This window comes from Mycobacterium sp. (genome assembly GCF_019247635.1).
Lineage (GTDB): Bacteria > Actinomycetota > Actinomycetes > Mycobacteriales > Mycobacteriaceae > Mycobacterium.
On record NZ_JAFBAR010000073.1, the window covers coordinates 1 to 25,118 of the forward strand.

The window sequence follows — 25,118 nt, forward strand, 5'->3', positions numbered from 1 at the left end:
CGAACCGGAGCGTTTCCCGCCGGCAACCACCTCGCGGGCCTTCGCGAGCTTGTGGTCGAGCTTCTCTTGTCCCCCCAGCAGGTTGGCCGCCGGGACCCGCACCCCCTCGAAGCGCAACTCGGCAGTGTGTGACGCACGGCAACCCAACTTGTCGAGCTTGCGCACCAGTTCCAGCCCGGGCGCGCCGCCGGGCACGACGAACAGCGCCTGGCCGCGGTGGCCGAGTTCCTCGTCGACCACGGCGTTGACCACATGCACGTTGGCGATGCCGCCGTTGCCGATCCACATCTTGTGGCCATCGATGATCCAGTCGTCACCGTCGCGACGGGCGCGAGTCCGCAGATTGCGAACGTCGCTGCCACCTTCGGGCTCGGAGATCGCCAGCGCTGCGAGCTTGAGATCGCCTGGCGTTCCGAAGCATTCAGGCGCCCATTGCAAAATCTGCTCGGGGGACGCGGCCTGACCGATCGCCGATAGCGCGAGTGCCGGCATCACGATCGCCAGGCCGATGCCGGCACAGCCCCAAAACAGCTCCTCCATGAACATGGGCAGCGACAGGCCGGTCGGATCACCGATCAAATCGCGGTAGAACAGCGGGCTATAGAAGCCACGCTGGGCCGCCTCCTCCAGCACCGGCCACGGAAACTCCTGCCGTTGGTCATAGTCGAGCGCGACTGGGCGGACTACCTCTTGGGCGAACTCGTGCGTCCGCTTTGCCAGGTCGTGCTGGGCCGCCGTTGGGGTGAGGTCAAACGTCATGGATGCGCCTTTACCCCGTCGGCGGCGGCAGCAAACTGGGACTAGGCGGCCGTCCGCGGGCCCACGTGCGCGGTCGGCAGGTGCAACACCACCGCGGTCACGCCGGCCCTGCCGGTGACAACGCCGTGCTCGCGGCGCGCGAGCAGGGCCGCGTTGTCGGGTAGCTGTCTCGAGTTGATCTCGCCCGCGGCAATGCGCCGCAGGACTTCGTGGGCGCGGGCGAGTTGCTCACGCTTGCGGTATTGGCCACCCGGGAGCTTGACTCCGGCCCATACGCCGTACTCCTCGTGATGCTTGATGGCGCGTTGAGCGCACAGCCGCTGCTGGGCCAGTGGGCAGCGACGCAGGCACTGGATCCGCGCCTCGGTGGCCGAGCGTTCGTAGGCACGCGCCTTGGCCGCGCCGTCGCCGCTGTCATCGTCGGGGTAACCGAACCAGAGTTCCGGGTTGGTTGCACAGGGGTGTCCCATCAGTTGATCTCCTTGTCCGCTACAAAACGTAGGCGAAAGCGTATACACAGACGGCCGTGCGCTGCAAGAGAAACGTGATAAAAACGGATATCCACAGGCTTGACGGGATGCCTGTGTACTATCCGCCGTATGGCCGGAGTGTGCGGTGAGCCGTGAATCGGCCGGCGCGGCCATCCGCGCACTGCGCGAGTCCCGCGACTGGTCACTGGCGGACCTCGCGGCCGCGACCGGCGTCAGCATCATGGGTCTCAGCTATCTGGAACGTGGGGCCCGAAAACCGCACAAAGGCACAGTTCAGAAGGTTGAGAATGGGCTTGGTCTGCCACCGGGCACCTACTCGCGGCTCCTGGTGGCCGGCGACCCCGACGCCGAAATCGCCCGGCTGCTCGCCGCGCCGCCGGCCGAACCGACAGCGGCGCGGCGCCCGGGAGCGGTGATTGTCGACCGGCACGACGACACCGACGTCCTCGAGGGATACGCGGAGGCTCAACTCGATGCCATCAAATCCGTCATCGATCGGCTGCCCGCGACGACATCAAACGAATATGAGACGTATATTCTCTCTGTGGTCGCGCAATGCGTGAAGGCTGAGATGCTGGCCGCCAGCTCATGGCGGGTAGCGGTCAATGCGGGCGCCGGGTCCACCGGTCGGCTGATGGAGCATCTGCAGGAGCTCGAGGCGACGCGGCGTGGCCTCCTGAACCGGATGCCGGCCAGTTTGAGCGCACGGTTCGATCGGGCCTGCGCGCAGTCTTCCCTGCCGGATGCGGTCATCGCGGCGCTGATCGGCGTCGGCAGCGACGACGTGTGGGACATGCGTAACAGGGGGGCTATCCCGCCGAGCGCGCTTCCGCGGGTGCGGGCCTTCGCTGAGGCCGCCGCGGCGGCAGACGACGATCAGGAAAACGGATGAGCCGAAGCGACGTCGAAGCGTTGAACCGCGCCCACCAAATGTTCGTCGGCAGCAGTCGACATCCTGCGCTGGACGCGGGCACCGCGGGCTACGGGAGACTGCTACAGAGTGCCGTGGCCCTGAATGGTCTTGCGGGGCAAGGCCGTTACCCCCTGGCGGCGCAGCATAGCCGGGTAGCTCTGCTGTCGGCGGCACGTACCGATGCGGCGGCGGAGGCCGTCATCGTCGCGGCGCAACGGGATCGGGCCGAAGCCCGCCAGCTGACCGGAGGCGTGCTCGATGCGGCGCGTGCCGATGCGGTGGTTACTTCGACGACGCCGATGGCCCAGCGTGAGGCCATCCGCCGTCGCATCGCGCGGCTGCGTGCGCAACGGGCGCACGTCGTCTCCGCACGCCGGCGGGCGCGACAGCACCTGTCGGCATTGCGCGCGCTGCGCTACCGGGCGTCGCATGCGCGCACGAGGCGGCTGCGGCTGCCGTCGGCGGCCGGACGGGCTGGAGTCGCGGTGCGGGCCGCGTTGTCGCGACTGGGCCGTCCCTATGTTTGGGGGGCGACCGGACCCGACCGCTTCGACTGTTCGGGGCTGGTCCAATGGGCCTACGCGCAGGCCGGGATTCACCTCGACCGCACCACGTATCAGCAAATCAATGAGGGGATCGCGGTGCCGCGTTCCCACGTGCGGCCCGGCGATCTCGTCTTCCCACACGCCGGACACGTGCAAATGGCGATCGGCAACAACCTGGTCGTCGAAGCCCCCTACTCGGGCGCCTCGGTCCGGATCAGCCCGCTGGGCACCAACGTGCAGATCCGCCGCCCACTCTGGGGAGGATGAACCCATGTCCGAGCAAGCCGGATCATCGGTATCTGCCATCCAGGAACGGCAGGCTGCGCTGGCGATGCGACACAGCGTGGTTGCCGACGCGGACCGTGTGCTGGCCGACACGCTCGCCAGCGCGCATGCCGTGCTGCGCGACAGCCTGGACAGGCTGGCCGCGGTCGCGGACGAAATCGAACGCGCGGTGTCGGGGCAGGCCGACCTCGCCGTCGATACTGCGCTGGGCGCGCGGGAGTTGCAGAAATTTCTGGTCGCCAAGCAACGTGAGATCTCGGCCGTCGTGGCGGGTGCCCGGGAACAGGCCCGGGCGCAGGAAGCAGTGTTGCAGAGCTTGCAGGCGCACTATAGCGGCTCCCCAAGCTAGGTGAATTGTCGGCGGTGGCGTGCCTGGGTACTGTCACCCGGCATGGGAGTGCCCGCGGACGCGCCTGTGCCACCGTCGGATCGCCAGCAGGGCGAGGCGGCTGAAGCGATTGCGGCCGCGGAAGCTGCTCTAGCACACCAGAATTCGGTGAGCTCGCAACTCGACCTGCAGGTGATTTCGGCAATCCTGAACGCGCACTTGAAAACCGTCGAGGGTCGCGAGGCGCTGGACAAGTTACAGGAGGAGACCGAGGCCGCGGTGCGGACACGGTCGGACCTCGACACCCCTGCGGGTGCGCGCGATTTCCAGCGATTCCTGATCGGCAAGCTACGGGACATTCGGGCGGTCGTCGCCAGCGCGAGCCTGGACGACACGTCGAAGTCGGCGTTAATGGCTGCCTGGACTTCGTTGTACAACGCCTCGAAGGCCCCGGCGGCCGATACCGCCGAACGCCCACCCGCGGCAGGCGCCACCGGGCAACGGTCGACGCCGTTACCGAGCGCCGGCGCGGATCCGGAACTTACTTCGCTGCTGCCGCTAGACGATCCCGGATTGCCCAGCGGGGACTCACCGGCGCAAGCCGCCTCACCCGCGCCGACCGCACCGGCAACCCCGAGCTTTCCCAGCTTCGGGACCGGAGCGATGCCGGGGGAATCGATGCCCAGTTGGGGCGCGCCGGGTGGGCTTCCGGTGTCCAGCCGCCTCGGTGACAGTGGAACCGAACGAGAGTCCAGGGCACTCGACGCGGACCGGCTGGACAGCGAAGAACGTGGCGATCACGACTCGCCGGATGACCCCGACCATGAGCGGAAGCCGGATGAGCCGGCGGGCGATCCCCACGAGCCGGCCGCGGGTCCGACGACCGTGACGCTGCCCGACGGCGAGACGGTGACGGCGGCCAGCCCGCAGCTCGCCGCGGCGATCAAGGCCGCTGCGGCCGGGACATCGATCGCGGAGGCCTTCCAGCAGCAGGGAATGACCATCCCCGCGCCGGGAACAGCAGTCGGCGCCCCACTCGAGCCGTCGCGGCTTACACCGGGCGATATCGGTATGTTCACCGACCGTCATGCGTTGGCGTTGGGCAACAGCAAGGCCCTTCTCGACGGCCAGATTCAACAGGTCTCCGCCGTCAGCGGCCCGAGCTTTCTAGGCTGGGAACATCCGCCGATGCCGGTGACCCATGGATCGGGGACGGGACCGGCGCGGACGGAGCCACCGGCACCAACCCGGCCGGCGGCGGTATCGAGGGCATGACAGTGCGGCGTAGGAAGAGGAGATGGCTGGATGACTGACCGAATCCGGGTGGTGCCCGCGGACTTACGTGAAGCCGCCGATTATCACCAGCACACCTCGGACTACTTGCGCACTGTGCCGTCATCGCATGCCGCGATCCAGGAAAGCCTGGACTCGCTCGGCCCGATTTTTGGCGAGCTCCGGGATGCCGGGCGCGAACTGCTCGAGCTGCGGCGGGAGTGCTACCGACAGCAGGCCGACGATCATGCTGAGATCGCAAACAACCTCAGGTCGTCGGCTGCCAGGTGGGAGCAGCACGAGGCCGACGCGACACGCAGCCTGGGCGATGTCGTCGACGGCGGTCGATGACGGACGCCAATCCTGCCTTCGACACCGTCCATCCCAGCGGACACATCCTGGTCCGCTCCTGCCGCGGCGGCTATCTGCATAGCGTCGCGCTGACCGAGGCGGCGATGGACACGGACGCGGGAACTCTGGCGCAGGGCATCCTGTTGACCGCGGACGTGTCCTGCCTCAAAGCGCTACTGGAGGTGCGCGGTGAGATCGTGGCGGCCGGGCACACCCCGTCCGCGGAGGTACCCACGCCGGGAGACCTCGATGCGGCGATTGAGAAGCTGCTTGCGCATCGGCTGCGGCGGCGAAAGAGTGACTAGAGCAGCCACGTTTTCGCGGCGTCGGGATCGGGCGCGATGTCGGCCGGTGGCTCGATAGGGTTGGCGCCGAACAACTCTCGCGCGCGCGATACCAAAGCCCGCACTTCGTCGAGTTGCTGCTGCAGCGCAGAATCAGCCATGGCCCCACGCTACCCAGGCCCTGGGTTCGGCACAATTCACTGACCGCTCTCGACCGCAAGGGTCACCCCGCGCGGGCCGGTAGGCTTGACCGGTGCCAATCTTCGGTCGGAGCAGCGCGCGCCAGCGCCTTCGGAGAGCGACGCGGGAATCGCTGGCCATTCCGGCCTTCAGCTCTCCCGTTGATTGCGCACCGTGGGTCCTGGGTGGGTTATGGCCCATCGAACTCTCCGCTGCGACTGGCGAAAATGCCGTTCTCGCAGGCTATCTCAAGGCAGACCTACAGCGCATCGCCGGCTTTGCCAATGACGAGCTGATGAAGGTCAGGCGGGCGGGGTTGACGGAGTCGGCCCGGCAAGCCCACGAAGCACGGGTAGTCGACGAGGCCCGCGCGCGGGCGGTGCGACGAGTGGACTCGACGGTCCGCCAGCTGCGTTTGGCGCCACGAGAGCTGTCCACGGGACGCGTCGTCCGGGCGGATGTCGACGAGCAGCAGGTCCCACCCGCGGTCACCGCCGGACCACCCGACTCGGGCTCGGCGAAAGACGCGCGGACAGACCTGCCCACCGAGGTTTTTGAGCGTCCGCTTGTGGAGCCCGCTTCAGATGACGCCCAGCGAGTTCGGCCGGAGGCACTGCAGGCCTCGGCACTCCAGCCGGAACCGGCAGCCGAGGCCGAGGCTGAGATCGAAACCGAAGACCAGCGATTACAGCGGCTGTTGTCGTTCGTCGTCCGGCAGGAACCGCGGCTGAACTGGGCAGTCGGCGATTACCCGGACGGGACGACGACCTTGGTCACCGACCTTGCGCACGGGTGGATACCACCCGGCATCGTGTTGCCGGCGGGCGTGCGGCTGCTGGAACCCGATCGCCGGACCGGCAAAGCGGCCGCGCTGCTCGGGGAGACCACGCGCGCTGCGACTTACTCCCCGGGTGATCCCCCGGGCCGGGCGCCGGGCACCACCGCCACGGGATCGTCTTTGCAGCCCCGCGAGCTGCCGATGGCCGAGGATCTGGGCTGGGACCTGGGCGAGGCCACGCATTGGCGCGACGGCCTGCCGCGCATGGTGCATACGTTGGCGAAGGCCGCCGCGGCAGGGACCGGCGTAGTCCAGGAAGAACTCGACCTGCTGCGGGTGCATCTGGATACCGCCCTTTACCAGCTCCTGCTGCAGTACCCAAACGTCGATCCGGCGCTCGTGCTGAACTGCCTGTTGCTGGCGGCCACCGAAGCGCTGGTCACGGCCGACCCGGTAACTGCGAATTACCACCTCGCCTGGTTCCGTAACCTCGAAGCACCACCGGCCAGCCAGTGGACAGCGACCCCCTGACGCCTGTCCCGCGCGGCCGATTCGTGAATTGACGCTGGTCGGAGCCCTGGACATACTGTCATGGTGTCGGGGTCGGGCGGTCGCAGCGAGCCGAGCGACCTCGGCGACCTAAGCGACAGAGACCTGGTCGAATCGGTTCTGCGTGAACTCAGCGCGGCGGCCGACAAGTGGGAAGCGCTCGTCGCGCAGGCCGAAACCGTCACGTACAGCGTCGACCTAGGGGATGTGCATGCCGTTGCAAATTCGGATGGCAGGTTGGTCGGGTTGACGCTACATCCGGACGTGCTGACGGGTTATTCCCATGCAGAGTTGGCCGACAGGCTCAACCTTGCGATCACGGCGCTGCGTGGTGAGGCGGAGGCCGAGAACCAGGCACGGTACGGCGGAGAACTGCACTGACGCCGGTGCCGCTGCAGCGAGACGCCGGCCCGCCACTAGGAGAATGACTTTTGCCACTTAATCTTTCCAACCGAGACCAGAATTCGGGGCACCTGTTCTACAACCGACGTTTGCGGGCGGCGATCACCAGGTTCTCGGTGCGGATGAAGCACGACGACCGCAAACAGCAAGCGGCGGTAGCGCTGTCGATCGTGCTCGTCCTGCTCGGCGTCGGGTGGATGGCGCTCCTGCATGTCATGAAGCCCGCGGGCTTGGTCGGCGAATCGGCCATCATCGGCGACCGCGACACCGGCGCGATTTACGCGAAGATCAATGGGCGTCTCTACCCTGCGCTCAACTTGACCTCGGCCCGGTTGGCCGTCGGCAATGCCGGCGCACCGGCGTGGGTGAAGGCGGCCGAAATCGCCAGATATCCGACCGGTCCGATGATCGGCATTCCCGGCGCCCCGGAAAGCCTGCCGGTCACGTCGGACGTTCTCTCCGCCTGGTCGGTCTGTGACACCTCGGCCACCCGTGGCAGTGGAACGACTCCGACGGTCACCGCAATCGCGGGCCAGTTGTCACCGTTCGGCCGGGCCGCGGCGATGGCCCCGGCGCAGGCAATTCTCGCGACTCACAAAGGCGAGACCTATGTGATCTGGAAGGGACAGCGGTCACGCATCGACCCGACCGACCGATCGGTGACTTTCAATCTTGGTCTCGATCCCGGTGTGACCTACCCGATCGAAATTTCCAACGCCCTATTCGACGCCATGCCGTCGACGGAACCCCTGGTGCCACCGGCAATTCCGGGCGCGCGGACCCTGTCGAAGTGGCTGCCGGGGGCCACGGTGGGCAGCGTGCTGGAAAGTCGCGACGCGAGCGGCGGGGTAAACGGCTTCTACGTGCTGTTGCCGGGCGGCGTGCAGAAGATCACCGGCTTCGTCGCCGACCTGTTGCGCACCAGGGACTCGCAAGGAGCAACCACACCCACCTTGGTCCCCCCCGACAAGCTCGTCCAGATCCCGGTGGTCGACGTGCTCGATGTCGACTACTACCCGTCGGGGAAACTGGATTTCGTTGATACATCGGCTAATCCGGTGACATGCGTCGGGTGGGAGAAGCAGACAGGCGATCCGCAGGCCAGGATCACCATCTTCACCGGACGGGGTCTGCCGGTCCCGGCCAGCATGGATTCCCGCGTGGTGCGCCTGGTTCGCGACGACCGTGACCCCGATTCGCCGGAAGCGCAGCAGACGCTCGTGCTGCCGGCCGCGGCGAACTTTGTTGCCACAACTAGCGGCGTCCCGACGGCCGGCAGTCGCGAAAGCTTGTATTGGCTTTCGCCACAAGGTGTTCGGTACGGCGTGCAGTCAGATCAACGGACCCTGCAGGCGCTGGGGCTGGACCCGCACCAGGCCGTTCAGGCGCCCTGGCCGATCTTCCGCACCTTCGCGCCCGGACCGGCGATCAGTCGCGATGCCGCCTTGGTGGCTCGTGACGCCATCCCCGCGGCCGGAGCGGTGGCAGCGGTTCCCGAGCCCAACGAGCAGCCGGCCGGGAGTTAGGCATGTCCAAACGAGGCTTCGTCCGCGGCACCCGAACGCCACCGCCGAATGTCCCGCCCGTGCGGGTGGCCGTCGGCGCGCCACTGGCGTTGCCGGAGCGTGAGCCGCGCAACATCTGGCTGATGATCGCGCTGCCGGCGCTGCTGGTCGGGATCGTCGGAACGCTGGTGGTGATGTACGCGTCGGGGATCCGCTCGCTGCAATCGGGGTTCTTTCCGATGATCGGGCTCGTCGGGTTCGGCACACTGATGTTCAGTGGCCGCTTCGGCCGCGCGCGCCGAATCAGTTGGGGCGAACAGGAAAAGCAACGCCGCAGTTATCTGCGACAGCTCGACGAGGACCGCGACGAGGTACAGCGCGCCGCCCAGGAGCAACGCCGCAGTCAGCTCTTCGTGCACGCCGACCCGCAGAAACTGGACACGGTGATCGGTGGTCCGCGGATGTGGGAGCGGCGCGCAGCCGACCCCGATTTCCTGGACGTCCGCCTCGGTATCGGCGTGCAGCAGGCCAGCGAGTCGGCGGTGTCGCTGCAATGGCCCGACGTGCCGGTCGGCGAAGAGCTCGAACCCGTGACCGGCGGCGCGCTAAGGGATTTCATTCTGGAGCAGAGCAAGATTCGCGGGATGGGCAAGGTGCTGAGTCTGCGGTCGAAACCCGGATTCAGCTTCATCAGCGAGGACCCCGCGGAGCTGCACAGCCTGGCACGGTCAATCCTGTGCTCATTGGCGGTCTATCACAGCCCCAACGATGTCAAGCTCATGGTGGTCACCCGTCATCCCGAGCAGTGGTCGTGGTTGGTGTGGCTGCCGCACAACCAGCATGACGAGATGTTCGACGCGTGCGGATTGCGCCGATTGGTGTTCACCTCCCCCACCGAGTTGGAGGACGCCCTCGACGCCGAATTGCACCGCAAGGGCCGAGGACCGTGGACGCCTCCGGTCGGAACGAGCCCGACGTCGATGCCGTCGCCGATGGAGTCGGCCCCGGGGCTGGTCCTGGGCCCGCACTGGGTGATCGTCGACGACAACGTGGGCACGCCCGAGCAATGGGAAGGGGTGACCGGGCAGAAGGGCATGGCCGGCATCACAGTGCTGCGCCTGGCGACGCGGACCGGCGTCGGCGTCGGATTCGGCGACGACGAGCAGCGTTTCGGGTTGCATCAGGGCAGGCTCGCGCACCGCGACACCTTCTATGCCGTGGCCGATATGCTCGCCGAGAGCACCGCCAACAGGTATGCGCGGGCGTTGGCCCGCTGGTCGCCGATGAGCGCCGGTGAGTTGTCCGAAACCGACAGTCAAGGCGGCGAATTGCTGCGAGCTCTCGGCATCGCCGATCCACGCGACCTTGACGTAGACCGGCTCTGGGCCGAGAGTCGCGGCCGCGGTGACCCAAAATGGGCGACGGTCCCCGTCGGCGTCAGGCAGGGCGGTGAGCTGCAGTACGTTATCCTGCGCGCCAAGGACTTTGGTGGCTTCGGTTTCCACTCCGTGGTGATCGGGACATCGGGATCGGGCAAGTCGGAGTACTTCCTGTCACTGTGTAGCGGCATCGCGCTGACACACTCGCCGGAGACCTTCATCGTGATTTTCGTCGACATGAAGTTCGAGTCGGCGGCCCAAGACTTGCAGGGATTTCCACACGTCGCCGGCTCGTTGTCGAACCTCGGCAAGGACGACCGGCATTTGGCCGAGCGGATGCGCAAAGCCATCAATGGCGAAATCGCCAGACGCTACCGGCTTTTCAAGGACGCTGGCGCACGGGACGCCAACGAGTACGAAGAGATGCGGCTCGCCGGACGGGATCTGGAGCCGGTGCCGATCCTGCTGGTAATCATCGACGAATATCTCGAGCTCTTCATCCACCATCCCGAGTGGATCGATCTGGTGATCCACATCGGGCAGGAGGGTCGCGGCTGCAACGTCTTCTTCACGCTCGGCGGCCAGCGGTTGGACCTGTCATCGTTGAGTAAGGCCAAGAGCAACATCGCGTTTCGGGTCGCACTGCGAGCCGAGACCGCGGAGGACTCCCGGGATGTAATCGGCAGTGACGCGGCGCTACACCTTCCCTCGAAGGAAAACGGCTACGCGCTGCTCAAAGTCGGGCCCCGCGACCTGGAGCAGTTCCGGTGCTTCTACGTGTCGGCGCCCTTCGTGGTACCCAAACCGGTGCTGGTCGCGAATAAGACGGTGGCGGTGGGTTTTTCGCAGCCGCGTTCCTACACGTGGGCATACCAGCCGCTCAGCGAAGCCGACAGCGCAGCCCTGGCGGTCGCCGATGAACCCGAGCAGCCTGACGAGTTCCTCTTCCATTCCGACGGCTTCCGCAAGAAGAAGCTCGTCGACGTCATTCGGGAATCACTCGTCTCGCATCCCGCGCGGCCACCGCACCAGATCTGGCTTCCGCCTTTGGAAGTCAGCGAGCCGGTCGATGCCCTGGTGGCCCGCTGGCGGGGCAGGCCATGGGATGTCGACTACGGCCACAACCCCGGTCTGGTGCTTCCGGTCGGCATCGTGGACATTCCCGACGAGCACGCCCAACGCGTGCACGCCATCGACGCCGAGATGGACAACATCATGGTGGTCGCTACGGCGCAGCGCGGCAAATCAACCACGTTGATGACGTTGATGGCGTCCGCGGCGCTGATGTACCGTCCCGAGCGGGTCACCTTCTTCTGTATCGGCGCATCGCTGTACCCGGTCGAGGGCCTGCCGCACGTGGCCTCGGTGGTCAGCCAGACGGACGGCGAGGGGGTGTCCCGAACCGTCGCCTCCATTGAAGGGTTGATTCTGGCCCGCGAGACGTCGTTTAAGCAGTACCAGATCGATATCTCCGAATTCCGGGAGCGACGGTTCGGCCCGGATCCGGTCGGCGCCACCAATCCCGACGACAAGTTCGGTGACGTCTTTCTCGTCGTCGACAACTTCAGCGACCTTTACGACAAAGACGCCACCGTGGGAGACCGGGTGATTGCGATTGCCCGCCAGGGTCTGTCATACGGGGTGCACGTCATGACGAGTGCTACCGCGTGGCTCGTCGGGCAGAAGCAGCAGCTGGTCAACGTGTCCAACGCGCGCATCCAGCTGCGGCTGAGCAATCCGGACGAGACCCAGATGGGAGAGGGCTTTGAGCGAAAGAAGGCCGCCCGCAACACATTGGATCGGCCGGGCTTCGGTGTGACCCGGGATGGATGCGAGTTGCTCGTCGGGGTGCCGGAGGCCACCGGCGTCGATGGTGAGCGGGTGATGACGCGCGAGCTTGGCGAACTCATCGCGGGCTTGACCGGCGCCGGCAGGCTGGAGCGGTTGGCACGGCTGCCGGAACGGGTTCAGCTGCACGAGGTCGTCAGCGCGTTCGCCGACACCACCGCGTCCGCTGACCCCTTGAACGTGCCGTTCGCGATCGGTGAGACGGCGCTGCAACCCGTTGCGTTGCCCAGCCGAACTCTGCCCAACATGCTCGTGGTCGGACGTCAATTATGCGGGAAAACAACAACTTTGGCTGCCATCGGCCAGGTGATCACCACCCAGTACAGCCCAGAGCAGGCCGAGGTCACCATCATCGATCCCAAGACGGCGCTGATCGGGAAAGTCCAAGGTCCGCACGTGCGGGCGTATGCCTACACCCAGGAAGATATCGACCAGGTGATCGGTGAACTGGTGGCAGTCCTGCGCGACCGTCTCCCCCCGTCCGGCTTGAGTCAGGAAGAGCTGCTCAACCGCGGCACCTGGGAAGGTCCGCACCACTTCGTCCTCATCGACGACGAACAAGAGCTTCGGCCGCATGGTGTGGTTGGGAAGGGCGCGGCGACGGCGCCGCTGTGGGGATTGATGGAACGCAGCCGCGAGATTGGCCTGCACGTGATCGCTTCGCGCCTGCCGGGAAACTGGGCCGGGGTGTCTGTGACGAACCCGTTCCTGCAGAAAATGACCGGTTCGCGCGCCCCGACGCTATTCATGGACAACGACCCGGCGGCGGTGAAAGTGTTCGGTAGGGTCAGCGCCCAGCAACTTCCGCCGGGCCGCGGTTTGTTTGTGACCAGCGATGGCGCCATCGAAGGGGTGCTGGTAGGAACGCCGGAGACGTGATTCGACAGGTGTCGCAGCTCGACCTAGACTCGCAAACTCGACACTGAATATTTGTGGGAGGCGGATATGGGTGGGATGTTCGGCATGGTTCCGGGCGCAGTGGACTTGTCGTCGGCCGCGGAGGCCGGGATCAGCGAGGAGATGGCGGCCACCACCGCGGCCGGCGCCGCCGCGCTGACCGCGGTAATGCCGATGGCTCCCGACGCCGATTCCATTGAGTTCGCCGCCGCGCTCAATGCCACCGGCGCCGCCTACCTCGCCACTGCTGCCGAGCATGCCGGCCAGCGGGCGGCTTTCTCCGGTGCTCAGGGCCTGGCCTCCGGTACCGCGGTAGCCGTCGAGGGGTTCAACGCGGCAGTCAGCGCGCTGTAGGACAAGAGCATGGCCGACCCCAGGTGGACAGGCCCGCCCGAGCTCGTAGCACTGATCTTCGAGGCGGGTAACCCGGCGTCGGTGATCGCCAACAACGTCGTATGGGTCACCGAGACCGCGAACAAGGAACTGTCAGCAGGTCTTTCGGCGGTGAACGCGCTTGGTACCGCCGCCCAGTGGCAAGGCGTCGGCGCGGCCGCCTCGATGGCGGCCGCGACGGGACTCAACGCCGGATTGCAGACGCTGGTGGGTTGGACAGCACACAAAATCAGCGTCACCCAGGCGGCCGTAGAGGCCTACACTCTCGCAAGATCCTCGGTGATCCCGTCGTTGGTCTCGCAGACGAACCGCGACGAGTGGACCGTGCTGAACGCTACCAACTTTTTCGGGCAGAACACCCCGGGGATCGTCGAACGGGACACCGAGTATTTCGGCGAACACTGGCCGCACAACTCCAGCGTCGGGTGGGCGTATTCCGGTGCGTTGAGCGCATTGACCGCGGCGTTGGCCGTTCCCCCGCCGGCCGCCCCGATGGGTGCGTCACCGGCCGCACCGGCGGCCGCGGGTGAGGCGGTGGCCCAAGCGGCCGGACAGACCGGTATGAACGGTGCAGCGCAGGTGTCGGGTCAGGCGGCTCAGACCGCAGCGCAGACGGGATCTTCGCCCGCAGAGGCGGGCGGCCAGCTCAGTTCGCTTTTACAGCAACCGATGTCGATGATGTCGAGCGCGACCGAACCGCTGAATCAGGTGCTTAAGGCCCCGATGCAGGCGGTTCAGGGGCTGACCAGCTTGCCGCAGGGCCTGGCGCAATCCATGGCGGGCATGTTCCCGGCGAGCGGCGCGCCGAACACAGCCGCGGCCGCCAGTGCTGTCGCCGAACCCCTGGCGGCAGTCGGTGGCGGGGCTGCCGGCGGTGGCGGGGGTGCCGTAGGCGGGTTCCCCGGGGCGGGGCTGACCAGCTACACCCGTCCCACCAGCAGCTTCGAACCGGAAACCGGCGGCAGACCGACCAGCCTGCGCGCCGGTGTGCTCAACGCCGCCGAGGTACGCGGCCCGACCGTCTCGACCGGGCTGGGCGGTGCGCCGATGCCAATGTCGCCGGCGGGGATGCTGGCGCGCGCCGGCGCCGCCGAGAAGGACGCCGTGGCGCGGGCACGCGTCGTCGTCGCCGGCGACCCGACTGACCCGCGCTAGCCGCGAGCACCCTCCCCGCGAGCGTGCGTGTCTGTACAGCGACGCGCCGCGTTCGCCGTACCAGTGCGCACCCTCGCGGCGCGCGAGGCGCGCGCAGCACGCGCTCAGCGACGCGCTCAGCGACCCGCGCCCGGAGGTCCCGCGAAGGCTTGCGCAATCCCCAACCACCGCCGCGCATCCTCCCCCTCCGCAACCACGTCGAGGTCACGCAGCGCGCGGCGCTGGGTGACCAGAAAGCAGAAGTCTTCGGCGGAGCCGGTGACACGTTGCGCGGCGTCCTCGGGACCCCACGACCAGATGTCGCCGCCGGGGCTGCGCAGTTCGACCCGGAACGGCTCAGTCGGGGCGACGAGATTATGGACGGAGAAGGCGAAATCGCGAGTGCGCACACCGAGGTGGGCGATCGAGCGCAGCCGATCGGTCGCGGATCGTTTGACACCAAGCGCGTCGGCGATGTCAAGTCCGTGGGCCCAGGTCTCCATCAATCGCGCGGTAGCCATCGACGCCGCGCTCATCGGCGGCCCGAACCACGGCAACTTGCGACCGTCGGGAACCGTTAACAGCGCCTCGTGCAGCCGTGCCCGGGTCGCCCGCCAGTCGGCAAGCAGCTGAGCGGGCGCCAATGCCGCGAACTCCGCGGCGCCGTCGTCGACGAAGCCGGAGGGGTTCGCCAAGGCCGGGGTAAGCAGCTCCGCGAAAACGGCCTCGTCGGTGACCGATGCCAGGGCGGCCACATCGGTCCACAGCAGATGCCCGATCTGGTGCGCGACGGTCCATCCCTGCGCCGGCGTCGGATCGGCCCAGCGCCTCTCTGCAAGCGGCGCTACCAACGCATCGAGGTCGTCACTCTCGGCCCGAAGGTCGGCGACGAAGGGGCCGGGACCCGGCATCATTGCCTCCCGCCTAAAGATTGGCCCGATTGGTCACGGGCTGCGCGCGCCGGCCAACGATGCTGTGCGCGACAAGTCCACACAAGTAGATCACCGACCCGAACAACACATACGTGGGCGCCCGGCCGTCGTCGGGAATGAAGGCGGCACCAAGGGTGATCGCGACGATGAACGATACCCAGAACAGCGCGTCCTGCACCGTAAATACGTGTCCGCGAAGTGCGTCGTCGACATCGATCTGCATCGCAGAGTCGGCGCACAGCTTGATCATCTGCCCGGCCACGCCGAGGAAGAATCCACAGACCACCATCACCGGCAGCAGTAACCCCACGCCGGCCGTCTGGATCAGCGCGGCCGCCACCAAAGCACCGTTGGCCGTGGCATAGCGCCCCCAGCGCCGGACCGAGATCGGGGTCAACACCGTGGCCAGGAAAGCTCCCAGCCCCGACGCCGCAAAGAACAGCAGCGCGACACCCAGCCCCCCGATCGCGGCCGACTTCATGTGGTGGACGAGCAGCAAGATCAACAGCGAGTTGATGCCGACCACCATCCGATGTGAAGCCAGACCGGACAAGGTGGCGGCGACCATCGGTCGTTGCACCACCGTGCGCGCGCCGTACAGCCAACCCGTGATCACCGCGTAGACGACCGATCCATGGATCGCCTGCTTGGTGTCGTCCGGGCCCAGCACGCGAGGGCCGAACCGCAGCGACAGCAGCAACGCAATCGACACCGGAATCGCGGCGGTGAAGATGATCGCCGCGGCCCCCCTGTCTCCGTTGCCCGCCAGCCACCGGGGCAAGAGCATGAAGTTGGCTCCCAAAAAGGCCGCGAACGCCCCCGCCGCCGTGGCCAACGAGTTCATCGTGACCACCTCTTCGCGCGGCACCACATGCGGCAGCGAGGCCGACAGCCCGGATGCGATGAAGCGGGCAATGCCGTTGGCCAACAAGGCTCCGCACAGCAGCGGCAGATCACCGGCCCGCACGAAAAGAATCGTGCCGATCAACGCGATCAGGGCCAGGCGGGCGATGTTGGCGGCGACCAGCACCAGCCGTCGATCCCACCGATCGAGCAGCGCACCGGCGAACGGCGCCAGCAACGAATAGGGCAAGAACAACACCGCGAAGGCCCGCGCGATGGCAAACGGGTCCGCGGCGCGGTCGGGATTGAACAACAGCGCTCCGGCCATGCCCGCCTGGAACAGGCCGTCGCCGAACTGACTGGCCATCCGCAGCTGCATCAGCTGCCAAAAATCGGGCAGACTGCGCACCGAACGCCAAAGCTGTGCGGGTGCGCTGACGCGCATCCGGCTGCGAGTCACAAAACCTACTTCCAGGATCAGGCCAGGGATGAGGGCAGGCAACGCGCGCGAAACGCTGCCGCACACCACAGTACAAATATTTATTCCATGCCCGGACTGGTTTCTCCGGGGGATGTTGCGGCGGGTGCGATGATGGTGTGGTGCCACAGCCCGAAGATCCCGAAGATTATGTGGCACCCGCTGCCCAGCGGGTGCGCGCAGGGACATTACTGTTGGCCAACACCGATCTTTTGGAACCGACGTTTCGCCGCACCGTGATCTATGTCGTCGAGCACAACGACGGTGGCACTTTGGGCGTGGTGCTCAACCGGCCGAGTGAAACTGCGGTCTACAACGTCTTGCCGCAATGGGCCAAGATCGCGGCCAAACCGAAGACGATGTTCATCGGAGGGCCGGTGAAGCGGGACGCGGCCCTATGTCTGGCCGTGCTGCGCGTAGGGGCCGAGCCCGACGGCATGCCCGGTCTGCGGCACGTCGCCGGCCGGATGGTGATGGTCGATCTGGATGCCGAGCCGGACGCGATCGCGCCCCTGGTCGAGGGGGTTCGGATCTTCGCCGGTTACTCCGGCTGGACCATCGGGCAGCTCGAAGGTGAGATCGAGCGGGATGACTGGATCGTGTTGTCGGGCTTGCCATCTGACGTTCTGGTCGGGCCAAGGGCCGACCTGTGGGGGCAGGTGTTGCGCCGACAGCCGCTGCCCCTCTCGCTGCTCGCCACCCACCCAATCGACGTGAGTCGTAACTAGGCGACCCGCTGCGGGTCTCGCCACGGGTCTGATGGTGGCGACCCGCTGCGCCCGGCTGCGCCGCGCTTGCGATCGCCACGGGGCCGCCCCTGCTCAGTGGCAGGGCGAACTGCAGACCGCGCAATTGCCGGCGCAACCGCCCGGCTGGACGCTGGAAGCTTTGCGGCGCAACGTGTATCGCGCGCTCTGCCAGGAGCCCGCGGCTAGCGTTCCGAGAGCGCCTGCGACGCTGACGATCACCAACACCAGGGCGGTGTGCGGTGAGGCCGCAAGAGCGACCACGCCGCCGGCGGCCAGCATCACGGCGGCAGCCAACTGGGTGGGGCCCATTGCCCGCACCGCCACACTGGTGGCGTCGGCGGTGCGGGTGTGCGACAGCGACCAGGCTCCGAACCCGGCGGTGGACAACGCCGCACACACGCACAGCACACCCGTGATCAACATGGCCTCACAATACGAGGCCACAAGCGGATCCGCTCGTCGGGCCGCACCGGGCCTCAGCCCGCGGGACTAGTGCTGTGTGCCCAACGACAGATTCGGTAGCGGCGGCAGACCGGGCACCATGGCGAGCAGGTTCGGCAGGCCTTGGGACGCAGCCGGACTCTGCGGGGTGGTCGCGGCCTGGGGGACAAGTGCGGCGGGGGCGGTCTGCCCGGCCGGCGTGGTCATGGCAGGCGCGGTCTGCGGCACGGGCAACGACGGTGGCAGCGGTGCCTGATTTGGCATCGGCTGCTGCCCGGCGACCCCGAGCGGGGTGCTGCGTGGTGCCTGGGCGGGCGCCTGCGCCGGTGACCCCGGCGCCGCCACCCGGAAGCCGTTGATGATGGCGTCGGTCGCAGGCGCGTCGGCGACGGCCTGGGATGCGGCCGTGGTCACCGACAACGTCACGAGGTACTTATCCGCTCCGGAGGTCGCGATGACATGGCGGCGCGAGGTGTTTAACGTCATGTCGTCCTGCCGGAACGTGCCTTCGATGATCGACGACGGGAAGCCGCCGAAATCGGCGAGCGAGGCGTTCGTGGTCTGCCAGGCGAGCAGGTGCTGGGTGTCGACGAAGCCGTGGGTGATGGCTTCCTTGGGATCGAAGTTACCGACCAGCCTGTAGACCACTACCTGCGCGTTTGACGTATACAGGCTGTTGCCGAGCCGGTCGGCAATCACCGCGAAGGCATCGGGCACGTTGGGATCGGGCACCGCGGTCCAGCGGGGTGGCATCGGCAGCGTGATGTCGAGCGCCTTGAAACCCTGGGCCTTTTGCGCTTCGAGCCGGACGCCCTTGGACTGCAGGTATTCGCGCAGCGTTCCGGATGCGGCCGGCGTTGGCGTCGCCGCGCCAGTGTTAGAAGCCGTGGGCGCCAAGGACGGAGCGTTCGGCGCCAAGGACGGAGCGCCCGGGGCGGGGGCGGGTGCTACCGCGGCCGGCGCGGGAGCAGCGGCGGGAGCCGGCGCCACGGCGGCGGGGTAGGGGTTCGGCGCGGGGGCCGTGACGAACCTGTTGTTGGCGCCGCCGGGAACGGTGGTGAGGTTCTGTGCCGGCGGGGCCGGTGCCGGGGTGGGGACGGGCACCGGAAAGGCCGGGTCTGCCGATGCGGTGGCGCCCGCGAACACCGCGACGCCGATCGCGCCTGCGACTAGACCCCCCGCGAATACCCGACATGTTCGGGCGATCTGCATCATTTTGCGTCGGTCCTCCCACTGGGCTGGGGCTGGGCTAGCGCGCCCCGGTTCGTTAGAGCCTGACTTTAATTTCCTCTTAAAGTCGGCTACCAGGCTTGACACACACCTGGGACAAACCTCTGACCGGTGTGCAACGTAACCGAGATCATCCCGTGGCCGGCGGGGCCGCAAACGGCACCCTTATACCCTGTTGACGTGACCGATTCCCCGACCACCGCGGCCGGCCGCACGTCCGGCGGCGCCTTGGACGACCCGGGCGCCGACACCTCCGACGCCCCGCTCCACCGCTACTCCGCGGAGCTCGCGGCGCGGCTGGAACGCACCTGGCAGGACAACTGGGCCAGGCTCGGGACGTTCAACGTACCCAACCCGGTCGGGTCGCTGGCTCCGACGGACGGCACGAGGGTGGCCGAGGACAAACTGTTCGTGCAGGACATGTTCCCGTATCCCTCGGGTGAGGGACTGCACGTCGGTCACCCACTTGGCTATATCGCCACCGACGTCTACGCCCGCTACTTCCGGATGAATGGCCGGAATGTGCTGCACGCGTTAGGGTTTGATTCTTTCGGCTTGCCCGCAGAGCAGTACGCGGTGCAGACCGGCACCCACCCGCGCACCAGGACCGAAGCCAACGTCGTGAACTTCCGCCGACAGCTGGCCCGGTTGGGCCTCGGCCACGACACCCGGCGCAGCTTCTCGACTACCGACGTCGAGTTCTACAAATGGACGCAATGGATCTTCCTGCAGATCTATAACGCCTGGTTCGACGCCGCGGCCAACAAGGCGCGCCCGATCGGGGAGCTGGTTGCCGAATTCGACTCCGGTGCGCGCCGTCTTACGGACGGCAGGGAGTGGGCTGCGCTGTCAACGGGGGAGCGCGCCGACGTGATCGACGGCTATCGCCTGGTCTACCGCGCGGACTCGATGGTGAACTGGTGCCCGGGGCTGGGCACCGTGCTGGCCAATGAGGAGGTCACCGCCGACGGCCGTAGCGACCGCGGCAACTTTCCCGTGTTCCGGAAACGGTTGCGGCAGTGGATGATGCGGATCACCGCCTACTCGGACCGGCTGCTCGACGACCTCGAGGTGTTGGATTGGCCGGACAAGATCAAGACGATGCAGCGCAACTGGATCGGCCGTTCGATCGGCGCCTCGGCCTTGTTCGCCACACCGCAGGCCGACATCGACGTGTTCACCACCCGTCCCGACACCCTTTTCGGCGCAACGTATCTGGTGCTGGCCCCCGAGCATGAGCTGGTCGACGCATTGGCTGCTGCGGACTGGCCGGCAGATGTCGACCCCGCCTGGACATACGGCGCCGCCACGCCGAGGGAGGCCGTCGCGGCCTATCGCCGTGCGATCGCGGCGAAGTCCGACCTGGAGCGCCAGGAGAGCAAAGAGAAGATCGGCGTCTTCCTGGGCAGCTACGCCACCAACCCGGCAACTGGCAAGCCGGTGCCGATCTTCATCGCCGACTATGTGCTCATCGGCTACGGCACCGGAGCCATCATGGCGGTGCCGGGCCACGACCAGCGGGACTGGGACTTCGCTCGGGAATTGCACCTGCCCATCGTCGAAGTCATTGCCGGCGGCGACATTTCGGAGGCCGCATACACCGGCGACGGAGTCCTGGTGAACTCGGACTATCTCGATGGCATGACCGTGGCGGCGGCTAAACAGGCGATCACCGCCAGGCTGGAGTCCGACGGTCGCGGCCGCGCGCGCATCGAATTCAAGTTGCGGGACTGGCTTTTCGCGCGGCAGCGGTACTGGGGTGAGCCCTTCCCGATCGTGTACGACACCGACGGCCGACCCCATGCGCTCGACGAGTGCGCACTTCCGGTCGAACTGCCAGACGTCCCGGACTATTCGCCGGTGTCGTTCGACCCCGACGATGCCGACAGCGAGCCATCGCCTCCGCTGGCCAAGGCCACCGAGTGGGTGCACGTGGAGTTGGATCTGGGTGACGGTTTGCAGCCCTACACCCGGGACACCAACGTGATGCCACAGTGGGCGGGTAGTTCCTGGTACGAGCTGCGCTACACCGACCCGCATAACTCGGAGCGATTCTGCGCCAAGGAAAACGAGGCGTACTGGATGGGCCCGCGCCCGGCCGAGCACGGCCCGGACGATCCGGGCGGCGTCGACCTATACGTCGGGGGAGCCGAGCACGCGGTGCTGCACCTGCTTTATGCCCGGTTCTGGCACAAGGTCCTCTACGACCTGGGTCACGTCAGTTCGCGCGAGCCGTACCGCCGGCTGGTCAACCAGGGCTACATCCAGGCCTTTGCCTACACCGACGCGCGCGGGTCCTACGTTCCGGCCGAGCAGGTGATCGAACGCGGCGGCGGGTTCGTCTACCCTGGGCCCGACGGCGAGATCGAGGTCTTTCAGGAATTCGGGAAAATCGGTAAGAGCCTGAAGAATTCGATATCGCCCGACGAGATCTGCGATGAGTACGGCGCCGACACACTGCGGGTGTACGAGATGTCGATGGGTCCGCTGGAGGCGTCCCGCCCGTGGGCTACCAAGGACGTCGTGGGTGCGTACCGCTTCCTGCAGCGAGTGTGGCGACTGGTGGTCGACGAACGCACGGGCGAGACGCGGGTGACGGACGCTCAGTTGGACGCCGGCACCCTAGTGGTCCTGCATCGCACCATCGCCGGGGCATCCGAAGACTTTGTGGCACTTCGTAATAACACCGCTACAGCCAAGCTGATCGAGTACACCAACTACCTCACCAAGCTGCACCGTGGCTCCGTGCCACGAGCGGCGGCGGAGCCGCTGGTGCTGATGCTGGCGCCGCTGGCGCCGCACCTGGCCGAGGAACTGTGGCTGCGGCTGGGCCACAGCACATCGCTGGCACACGGCCCGTTCCCGGAGGCCGATCCGGCCTACCTCGTTGAAGACACCGTCGAATACCCGGTGCAGGTGAACGGCAAGGTGCGCAGCAGGATCGTGGTCGCGGCCGACGCCGACGAGGAAACGCTCAAAGCTGCTGCGCTGACCGACGATAAGGTGCAGGCATTCCTGGCCGGTGCCAGCCCGCGCAAGGTGATCGTAGTTACCGGGCGTCTGGTCAACCTGGTCGTCTAACCGCTGGGACGGACAACCACCTCGTGGACGTGACCGTCCCGTGGGGTCGCCACCACGTGGGCGACGACTTCGGCGACGGTTTCGGGTCGCAGAAACGTGGCGGGATCGTATTCGCCGCCTTCGTGAGCGACGAGTTCACGCTGCATGTCAGTGTCGGTGCGGCCGGGGTGCACGCTGGTCACCAGCAGCGTCGGCTCGTCGATGCGCAGCGAATCGGCGAAGGCGCGCAAAGCAAACTTGCTTGCCGAATAGGACGCCATGCCCGGCGAAACGTTGTGTCCGGAACCCGAGTTGATAAACACCACTCGACCGCGAGCCTGGCGCAAGGCGGGTAGCAGCACCAACGTAAGCGCCACCGCGCCAAAGACATTCACGGTGAAGGTGGCGCGCCATTCTTCGACGCTGGATTCGGCGACCCGGCCTGGGATCGACAACCCTGCGTTGTGGACCAGCACGTCCAGTTCGTCCACGATCTCGCAGCTGGACTCGATCGAATCGGTATCGGTCAGATCCAACGGAAACGTGGTGGCGCCCAATCGCTCGGCGACGGCGTCAAGACGCGCCGAAGGCCGGCCCGCCAAGAGCAGGGTGTGCGTGGGCGCCAGCGCGGTGGCGATCGCCGAACCAATGCCGCCGCCGGCGCCGGTGATGAGTGCAGTCGGCATGTGTGACAGTTTAACGGTGTATCAATTGAGTTGCGCGTCAGCTAGTTTCAAGCCTGACATGCGGGGGAGTCGCCGGCTGTGCCGGGGCCGGGTTCGCTGGCGGCCAGCCGGTCCAGCGGTGCAAGAGCCTTCAGCAGGGTCTCCAGGTCGGATTCGGAAAGCTTGCTGAGCATGGCCGCCAGCGCGGCGTGCCGGTTGGCCAGCGACTCGGCGTGAACTGCCCGCCCGCGCTGGGTGATATCGACCAACACGGCCCGCAGGTCGGACGGGTCGCGGGAGCGCTTCACCAGCCCAATCTTCTCCAGACGGCGGATCGCCACCGTGGTGGTGGGAGTTCGTACCCGCTCGTGCGCGGCCAGGTCCGTCATCCGAATGGGACCCTGATCGAGGAGTGTGACCAGGATCGAGAGCTGAGCCAGGGTCAAATCACCGGCGACGACCCCGCTGGGGTCGCCGCGACGCAGGATCGAAATCAGTTTCGCTAGCGCTCGGTGTAGCCCCACGGCCAACTCCGTTACCTCCGGAGCGGTGGCGTTGCTGTCCGACATAAGTCGGCAGTCTAACCCGATACCCCGGCATTGACGCCGGGTATCGCACGGCAGGTTGCCGGCAGTCAAAGTACTTGGGACAGGAACCTCTGCAGGCGCTCCGTCTTGGCCGCCTCGAATATCTGCTCGGGTGGGCCGGACTCCACAACCTTGCCGCAATCCATGAACACGACGGTGTCGGATGCCGACCTGGCGAAGCCCATTTCGTGGGTGACGACGATCATCGTCATCCCGTCGGCACCCAAGTCGGCGATCAGTTTCAGAATGCCTTTAACCATCTCGGGATCCAGCGCCGAAGTAGCCTCGTCGAAGAACATCAGCTGCGGGGCCATGGCCAGTGCGCGGGCGATCGCCACCCGTTGTTGCTGGCCGCCCGACAGCATGCCGGGACGTGCAGCGGCCTTGTGCTTCAGGCCAACTCGGTCCAGTTGAGCCAGCGCCAGCTCGCGGGCAGCGTCCGCGGACAGCGGGCGCAGTTTGCGCGGGGCCAGGGTGACGTTGTCCAGCACGCTGCGGTGCGGAAACAGATTGAAATGCTGGAACACCATGCCGATGCGCTGGCGCAGTTCGTTGGGGTCGTCGCGCAACACCGAGCGGCCGTCGAGCAGGATGTCGCCGCTGTCGGGTTCGTGCAACCGGTTCAGAGTGCGCAGCAGCGTCGACTTGCCCGAGCCGGACGGTCCGATGATGGCCACCGTGCTACCCGCGGGGGCGTCGACGTCGACACCGCGCAACACTTGCGTCCCGCCAAGTGTTTGGTGAATACGCTTGGCTTCCAACGATATTGGTGCACGCCGAAAGGCGACGGTCGTGGCGGTCATATCATGTCCTGACCGAACCTCGAAGCCACTATCTCGGCGGGCTCCTCGGGCTCGATCGCGTTGCGACCACGGCGAAGCCGGGCGTCGATGTAGTTCACCAAATGCGTCAACGGGACGGTCAACAGCAAGTAGAACAGGCCCGCGGCCACGAGCGGCGACAAGTTGCCGGTCTGCGCGTTGAGATCACGGCCCACCTGAAACAGCTCCCGCTGCTGGGCGACCAGGCCCAGGAAGTACACCAGCGCTGAGGCTTTCAGCAGTGAGATGAACTGATTGACCAATGCCGGCAGCACCCGCCGTATTCCTTGTGGCACCACCACCAGTCGCATCGCGGCCGGGTAGCTGAACCCGAGGGCGCGGGAGGCTTCGAGCTGGCCGGGATCGACGCTCTGAATTCCCGAGCGCAGGATTTCACCGATGTAGGCCGCGGCCATGAGTCCAAGCGCCGCGATGCCCAGCGGGTAGGGATTGTTGTTGGTCAGTCCACCCACGATCGGGCCGACGCCGAGACCGATGATCAAGATGATCACCACTTCGGGAAGGCCGCGGAAAACATCCGTGTAGATCCGCGCCGGCCAGCGCAGCCAACGCGAGCGCGAGATTCCACAGACCGCCAGCGCCAACCCCAGGGCGAGCCCGATGACGCTGGCACTGCCCGACAGAATCAACGTGTTCGGCAGACCCGTGGTGAGCAAAGTGGGGACGGCCTGCCGGTACATCTCCCAGTCGAAAAACGCATCGCGCAACTGTGCCAGTGTCGACTTCGGCGCGGCCGGGCCCACCGGCTTGCTGTGGCGGCTGGCGGCGATCGCGGCGAAGTCTGGCAGTGTCGGTGCGGCAACGGTTTTCGACCCGGGCTTCCAGCCCGGCGGCAGCGTCCGCGGAACCCATTGGGAATACAGGTCCGCCCAGGTGCCGTCGGCGATCACGGCGTCCAGCCCGGAGTTCAGCGCATCGACGAGGGGTTGGTTGTCTTTGGCCACCGGATAGGCGACAAACGCGCCCGGGCTGAACGTGTACGCGACGGCCTGCGCCGG

The 25,118-nt window shown here is 66.8% G+C and carries 25 protein-coding genes and 1 pseudogene; 15 read left to right on the forward strand and 11 right to left on the reverse strand.

All coding sequences use genetic code 11. From position 1 onward, the window contains the following. Together JO236_RS10720 and JO236_RS10725 are read right to left on the reverse strand one after the other, a co-directional pair. Positions 1–759: acyl-CoA dehydrogenase family protein (locus JO236_RS10720; RefSeq protein ID WP_293329475.1), on the reverse strand; the 759-nt coding region annotated here is incomplete at its 3' end. Between the two features lie 41 nt (positions 760–800). Further along, positions 801–1,229, reverse strand: a complete 429-nt coding sequence (locus tag JO236_RS10725; protein WP_293329476.1) for a WhiB family transcriptional regulator — start codon at positions 1,227–1,229, stop codon at positions 801–803. Positions 1,230–1,374: 145 nt separating this feature from the next. Here JO236_RS10725 and JO236_RS10730 point away from each other — a divergent pair, with 145 nt between their 5' ends. Genes JO236_RS10730 through JO236_RS10755 form a run of 6 tightly spaced genes read left to right on the forward strand, consistent with a single transcriptional unit; the run spans position 1,375 to position 5,249 of the window. Then, entirely contained in the window at positions 1,375–2,142 is a 768-nt protein-coding gene (locus JO236_RS10730; protein ID WP_293329477.1) for a helix-turn-helix domain-containing protein, read from the forward strand. After that, positions 2,139–2,975, forward strand: coding sequence for a C40 family peptidase (locus JO236_RS10735; protein WP_293329478.1), 837 nt, complete (start codon positions 2,139–2,141; stop codon positions 2,973–2,975). The genes JO236_RS10730 and JO236_RS10735 overlap by 4 nt, the downstream gene beginning before the upstream one ends. A 4-nt stretch (positions 2,976–2,979) precedes the next feature. Then, the gene (locus tag JO236_RS10740) at positions 2,980–3,342 is read left to right on the forward strand and encodes a DUF4226 domain-containing protein (RefSeq protein ID WP_293329479.1); all 363 of its coding nucleotides are present in this window, start codon (positions 2,980–2,982) and stop codon (positions 3,340–3,342) included. 42 nt (positions 3,343–3,384) lie between these two features. Beyond that, on the forward strand, positions 3,385–4,596 hold the full coding sequence (locus JO236_RS10745) for a DUF4226 domain-containing protein (protein WP_293329480.1): 1,212 nt from the start codon (positions 3,385–3,387) through the stop codon (positions 4,594–4,596). 30 nt (positions 4,597–4,626) lie between these two features. After that, positions 4,627–4,944, forward strand: a complete 318-nt coding sequence (locus JO236_RS10750) for an ESX-1 secretion-associated protein (protein WP_293329481.1) — start codon at positions 4,627–4,629, stop codon at positions 4,942–4,944. Continuing rightward, positions 4,941–5,249, forward strand: a complete 309-nt coding sequence (locus tag JO236_RS10755) for a DUF2694 family protein (RefSeq protein WP_293329482.1) — start codon at positions 4,941–4,943, stop codon at positions 5,247–5,249. The genes JO236_RS10750 and JO236_RS10755 overlap by 4 nt, the downstream gene beginning before the upstream one ends. Here JO236_RS10755 and JO236_RS10760 read toward each other — a convergent pair. Beyond that, the gene (locus JO236_RS10760; protein ID WP_293329483.1) at positions 5,246–5,389 is read right to left on the reverse strand and encodes a hypothetical protein; all 144 of its coding nucleotides are present in this window, start codon (positions 5,387–5,389) and stop codon (positions 5,246–5,248) included. The genes JO236_RS10755 and JO236_RS10760 overlap by 4 nt on opposite strands. Before the next feature lie 92 nt (positions 5,390–5,481). On the opposite strand from JO236_RS10760, the gene JO236_RS10765 reads away from it, so the two are divergent. The 6 genes from JO236_RS10765 to JO236_RS10790 all read left to right on the forward strand — a co-directional run bounded on the left by JO236_RS10765 (position 5,482) and on the right by JO236_RS10790 (position 14,314). Then, positions 5,482–6,717, forward strand: coding sequence for a DUF5631 domain-containing protein (locus JO236_RS10765; RefSeq protein ID WP_293329484.1), 1,236 nt, complete (start codon positions 5,482–5,484; stop codon positions 6,715–6,717). A gap of 60 nt (positions 6,718–6,777) precedes the next feature. Further along, positions 6,778–7,116, forward strand: a complete 339-nt coding sequence (locus JO236_RS10770) for a DUF2710 family protein (protein WP_293329485.1) — start codon at positions 6,778–6,780, stop codon at positions 7,114–7,116. A 50-nt stretch (positions 7,117–7,166) separates the two neighbouring features. Continuing rightward, a complete protein-coding gene (gene eccB / locus JO236_RS10775; RefSeq protein ID WP_293329486.1) occupies positions 7,167–8,663 on the forward strand; it encodes a type VII secretion protein EccB in 1,497 nt (498 codons plus the stop codon). Positions 8,664–8,665: 2 nt separating this feature from the next. Further along, positions 8,666–12,748 carry a type VII secretion protein EccCa gene (gene eccCa, locus JO236_RS10780; RefSeq protein ID WP_293329487.1) on the forward strand — a complete coding sequence of 1,361 codons (4,083 nt, stop codon included), beginning with the start codon at positions 8,666–8,668 and terminating at the stop codon, positions 12,746–12,748. A 66-nt stretch (positions 12,749–12,814) separates the two neighbouring features. Then, positions 12,815–13,120 carry a PE family protein gene (locus tag JO236_RS10785; RefSeq protein WP_416362214.1) on the forward strand — a complete coding sequence of 102 codons (306 nt, stop codon included), beginning with the start codon at positions 12,815–12,817 and terminating at the stop codon, positions 13,118–13,120. A gap of 9 nt (positions 13,121–13,129) precedes the next feature. Next, positions 13,130–14,314, forward strand: a complete 1,185-nt coding sequence (locus JO236_RS10790; RefSeq protein ID WP_293329488.1) for a PPE domain-containing protein — start codon at positions 13,130–13,132, stop codon at positions 14,312–14,314. Positions 14,315–14,430: 116 nt separating this feature from the next. On the opposite strand, the gene JO236_RS10795 is transcribed toward JO236_RS10790, so the two are convergent. Then, on the reverse strand, positions 14,431–15,204 hold the full coding sequence (locus tag JO236_RS10795) for a TIGR03084 family metal-binding protein (protein WP_293329489.1): 774 nt from the start codon (positions 15,202–15,204) through the stop codon (positions 14,431–14,433). Positions 15,205–15,217: 13 nt separating this feature from the next. Continuing rightward, positions 15,218–16,513, reverse strand: a complete 1,296-nt coding sequence (locus tag JO236_RS10800) for an MFS transporter (RefSeq protein ID WP_293329498.1) — start codon at positions 16,511–16,513, stop codon at positions 15,218–15,220. A 152-nt stretch (positions 16,514–16,665) separates the two neighbouring features. Between JO236_RS10800 and JO236_RS10805 the strand changes: the two genes are divergently transcribed. Both JO236_RS10805 and JO236_RS22515 read left to right on the forward strand, forming a co-directional pair. Beyond that, positions 16,666–17,274 (forward strand): YqgE/AlgH family protein, encoded by a 609-nt coding sequence (locus JO236_RS10805; protein WP_293329490.1) that lies wholly within the window; start codon positions 16,666–16,668, stop codon positions 17,272–17,274. A gap of 45 nt (positions 17,275–17,319) precedes the next feature. Continuing rightward, positions 17,320–17,388, forward strand: a pseudogene (locus JO236_RS22515) (hypothetical protein); the annotation flags it as partial. Here the strand turns inward: JO236_RS22515 and JO236_RS10810 are convergent. Further along, positions 17,368–17,718 (reverse strand): hypothetical protein, encoded by a 351-nt coding sequence (locus JO236_RS10810; RefSeq protein WP_293329491.1) that lies wholly within the window; start codon positions 17,716–17,718, stop codon positions 17,368–17,370. The pseudogene JO236_RS22515 and the gene JO236_RS10810 sit on opposite strands and share 21 nt — an antisense overlap. 66 nt (positions 17,719–17,784) lie before the next feature. After that, on the reverse strand, positions 17,785–18,951 hold the full coding sequence (locus JO236_RS10815) for an LpqN/LpqT family lipoprotein (RefSeq protein WP_293329492.1): 1,167 nt from the start codon (positions 18,949–18,951) through the stop codon (positions 17,785–17,787). Between the two features lie 195 nt (positions 18,952–19,146). On the opposite strand from JO236_RS10815, the gene leuS reads away from it, so the two are divergent. Then, on the forward strand, positions 19,147–22,047 hold the full coding sequence (gene leuS, locus JO236_RS10820; RefSeq protein WP_416362215.1) for a leucine--tRNA ligase: 2,901 nt from the start codon (positions 19,147–19,149) through the stop codon (positions 22,045–22,047). Here the strand turns inward: leuS and JO236_RS10825 are convergent. The 4 genes from JO236_RS10825 to JO236_RS10840 all read right to left on the reverse strand — a co-directional run. Next, the gene (locus JO236_RS10825) at positions 22,044–22,712 is read right to left on the reverse strand and encodes an SDR family oxidoreductase (protein ID WP_293329493.1); all 669 of its coding nucleotides are present in this window, start codon (positions 22,710–22,712) and stop codon (positions 22,044–22,046) included. The genes leuS and JO236_RS10825 overlap by 4 nt on opposite strands. A 47-nt stretch (positions 22,713–22,759) precedes the next feature. Next, positions 22,760–23,260 carry a MarR family winged helix-turn-helix transcriptional regulator gene (locus JO236_RS10830; protein WP_293329494.1) on the reverse strand — a complete coding sequence of 167 codons (501 nt, stop codon included), beginning with the start codon at positions 23,258–23,260 and terminating at the stop codon, positions 22,760–22,762. Between the two features lie 65 nt (positions 23,261–23,325). Beyond that, on the reverse strand, positions 23,326–24,081 hold the full coding sequence (locus JO236_RS10835; RefSeq protein WP_293329495.1) for an amino acid ABC transporter ATP-binding protein: 756 nt from the start codon (positions 24,079–24,081) through the stop codon (positions 23,326–23,328). Continuing rightward, positions 24,078–25,118, reverse strand: a 1,041-nt coding sequence (locus tag JO236_RS10840; RefSeq protein WP_293329496.1) for an ABC transporter substrate-binding protein/permease, incomplete at its 5' end; no start/stop codon positions are given. The genes JO236_RS10835 and JO236_RS10840, both read right to left, overlap by 4 nt.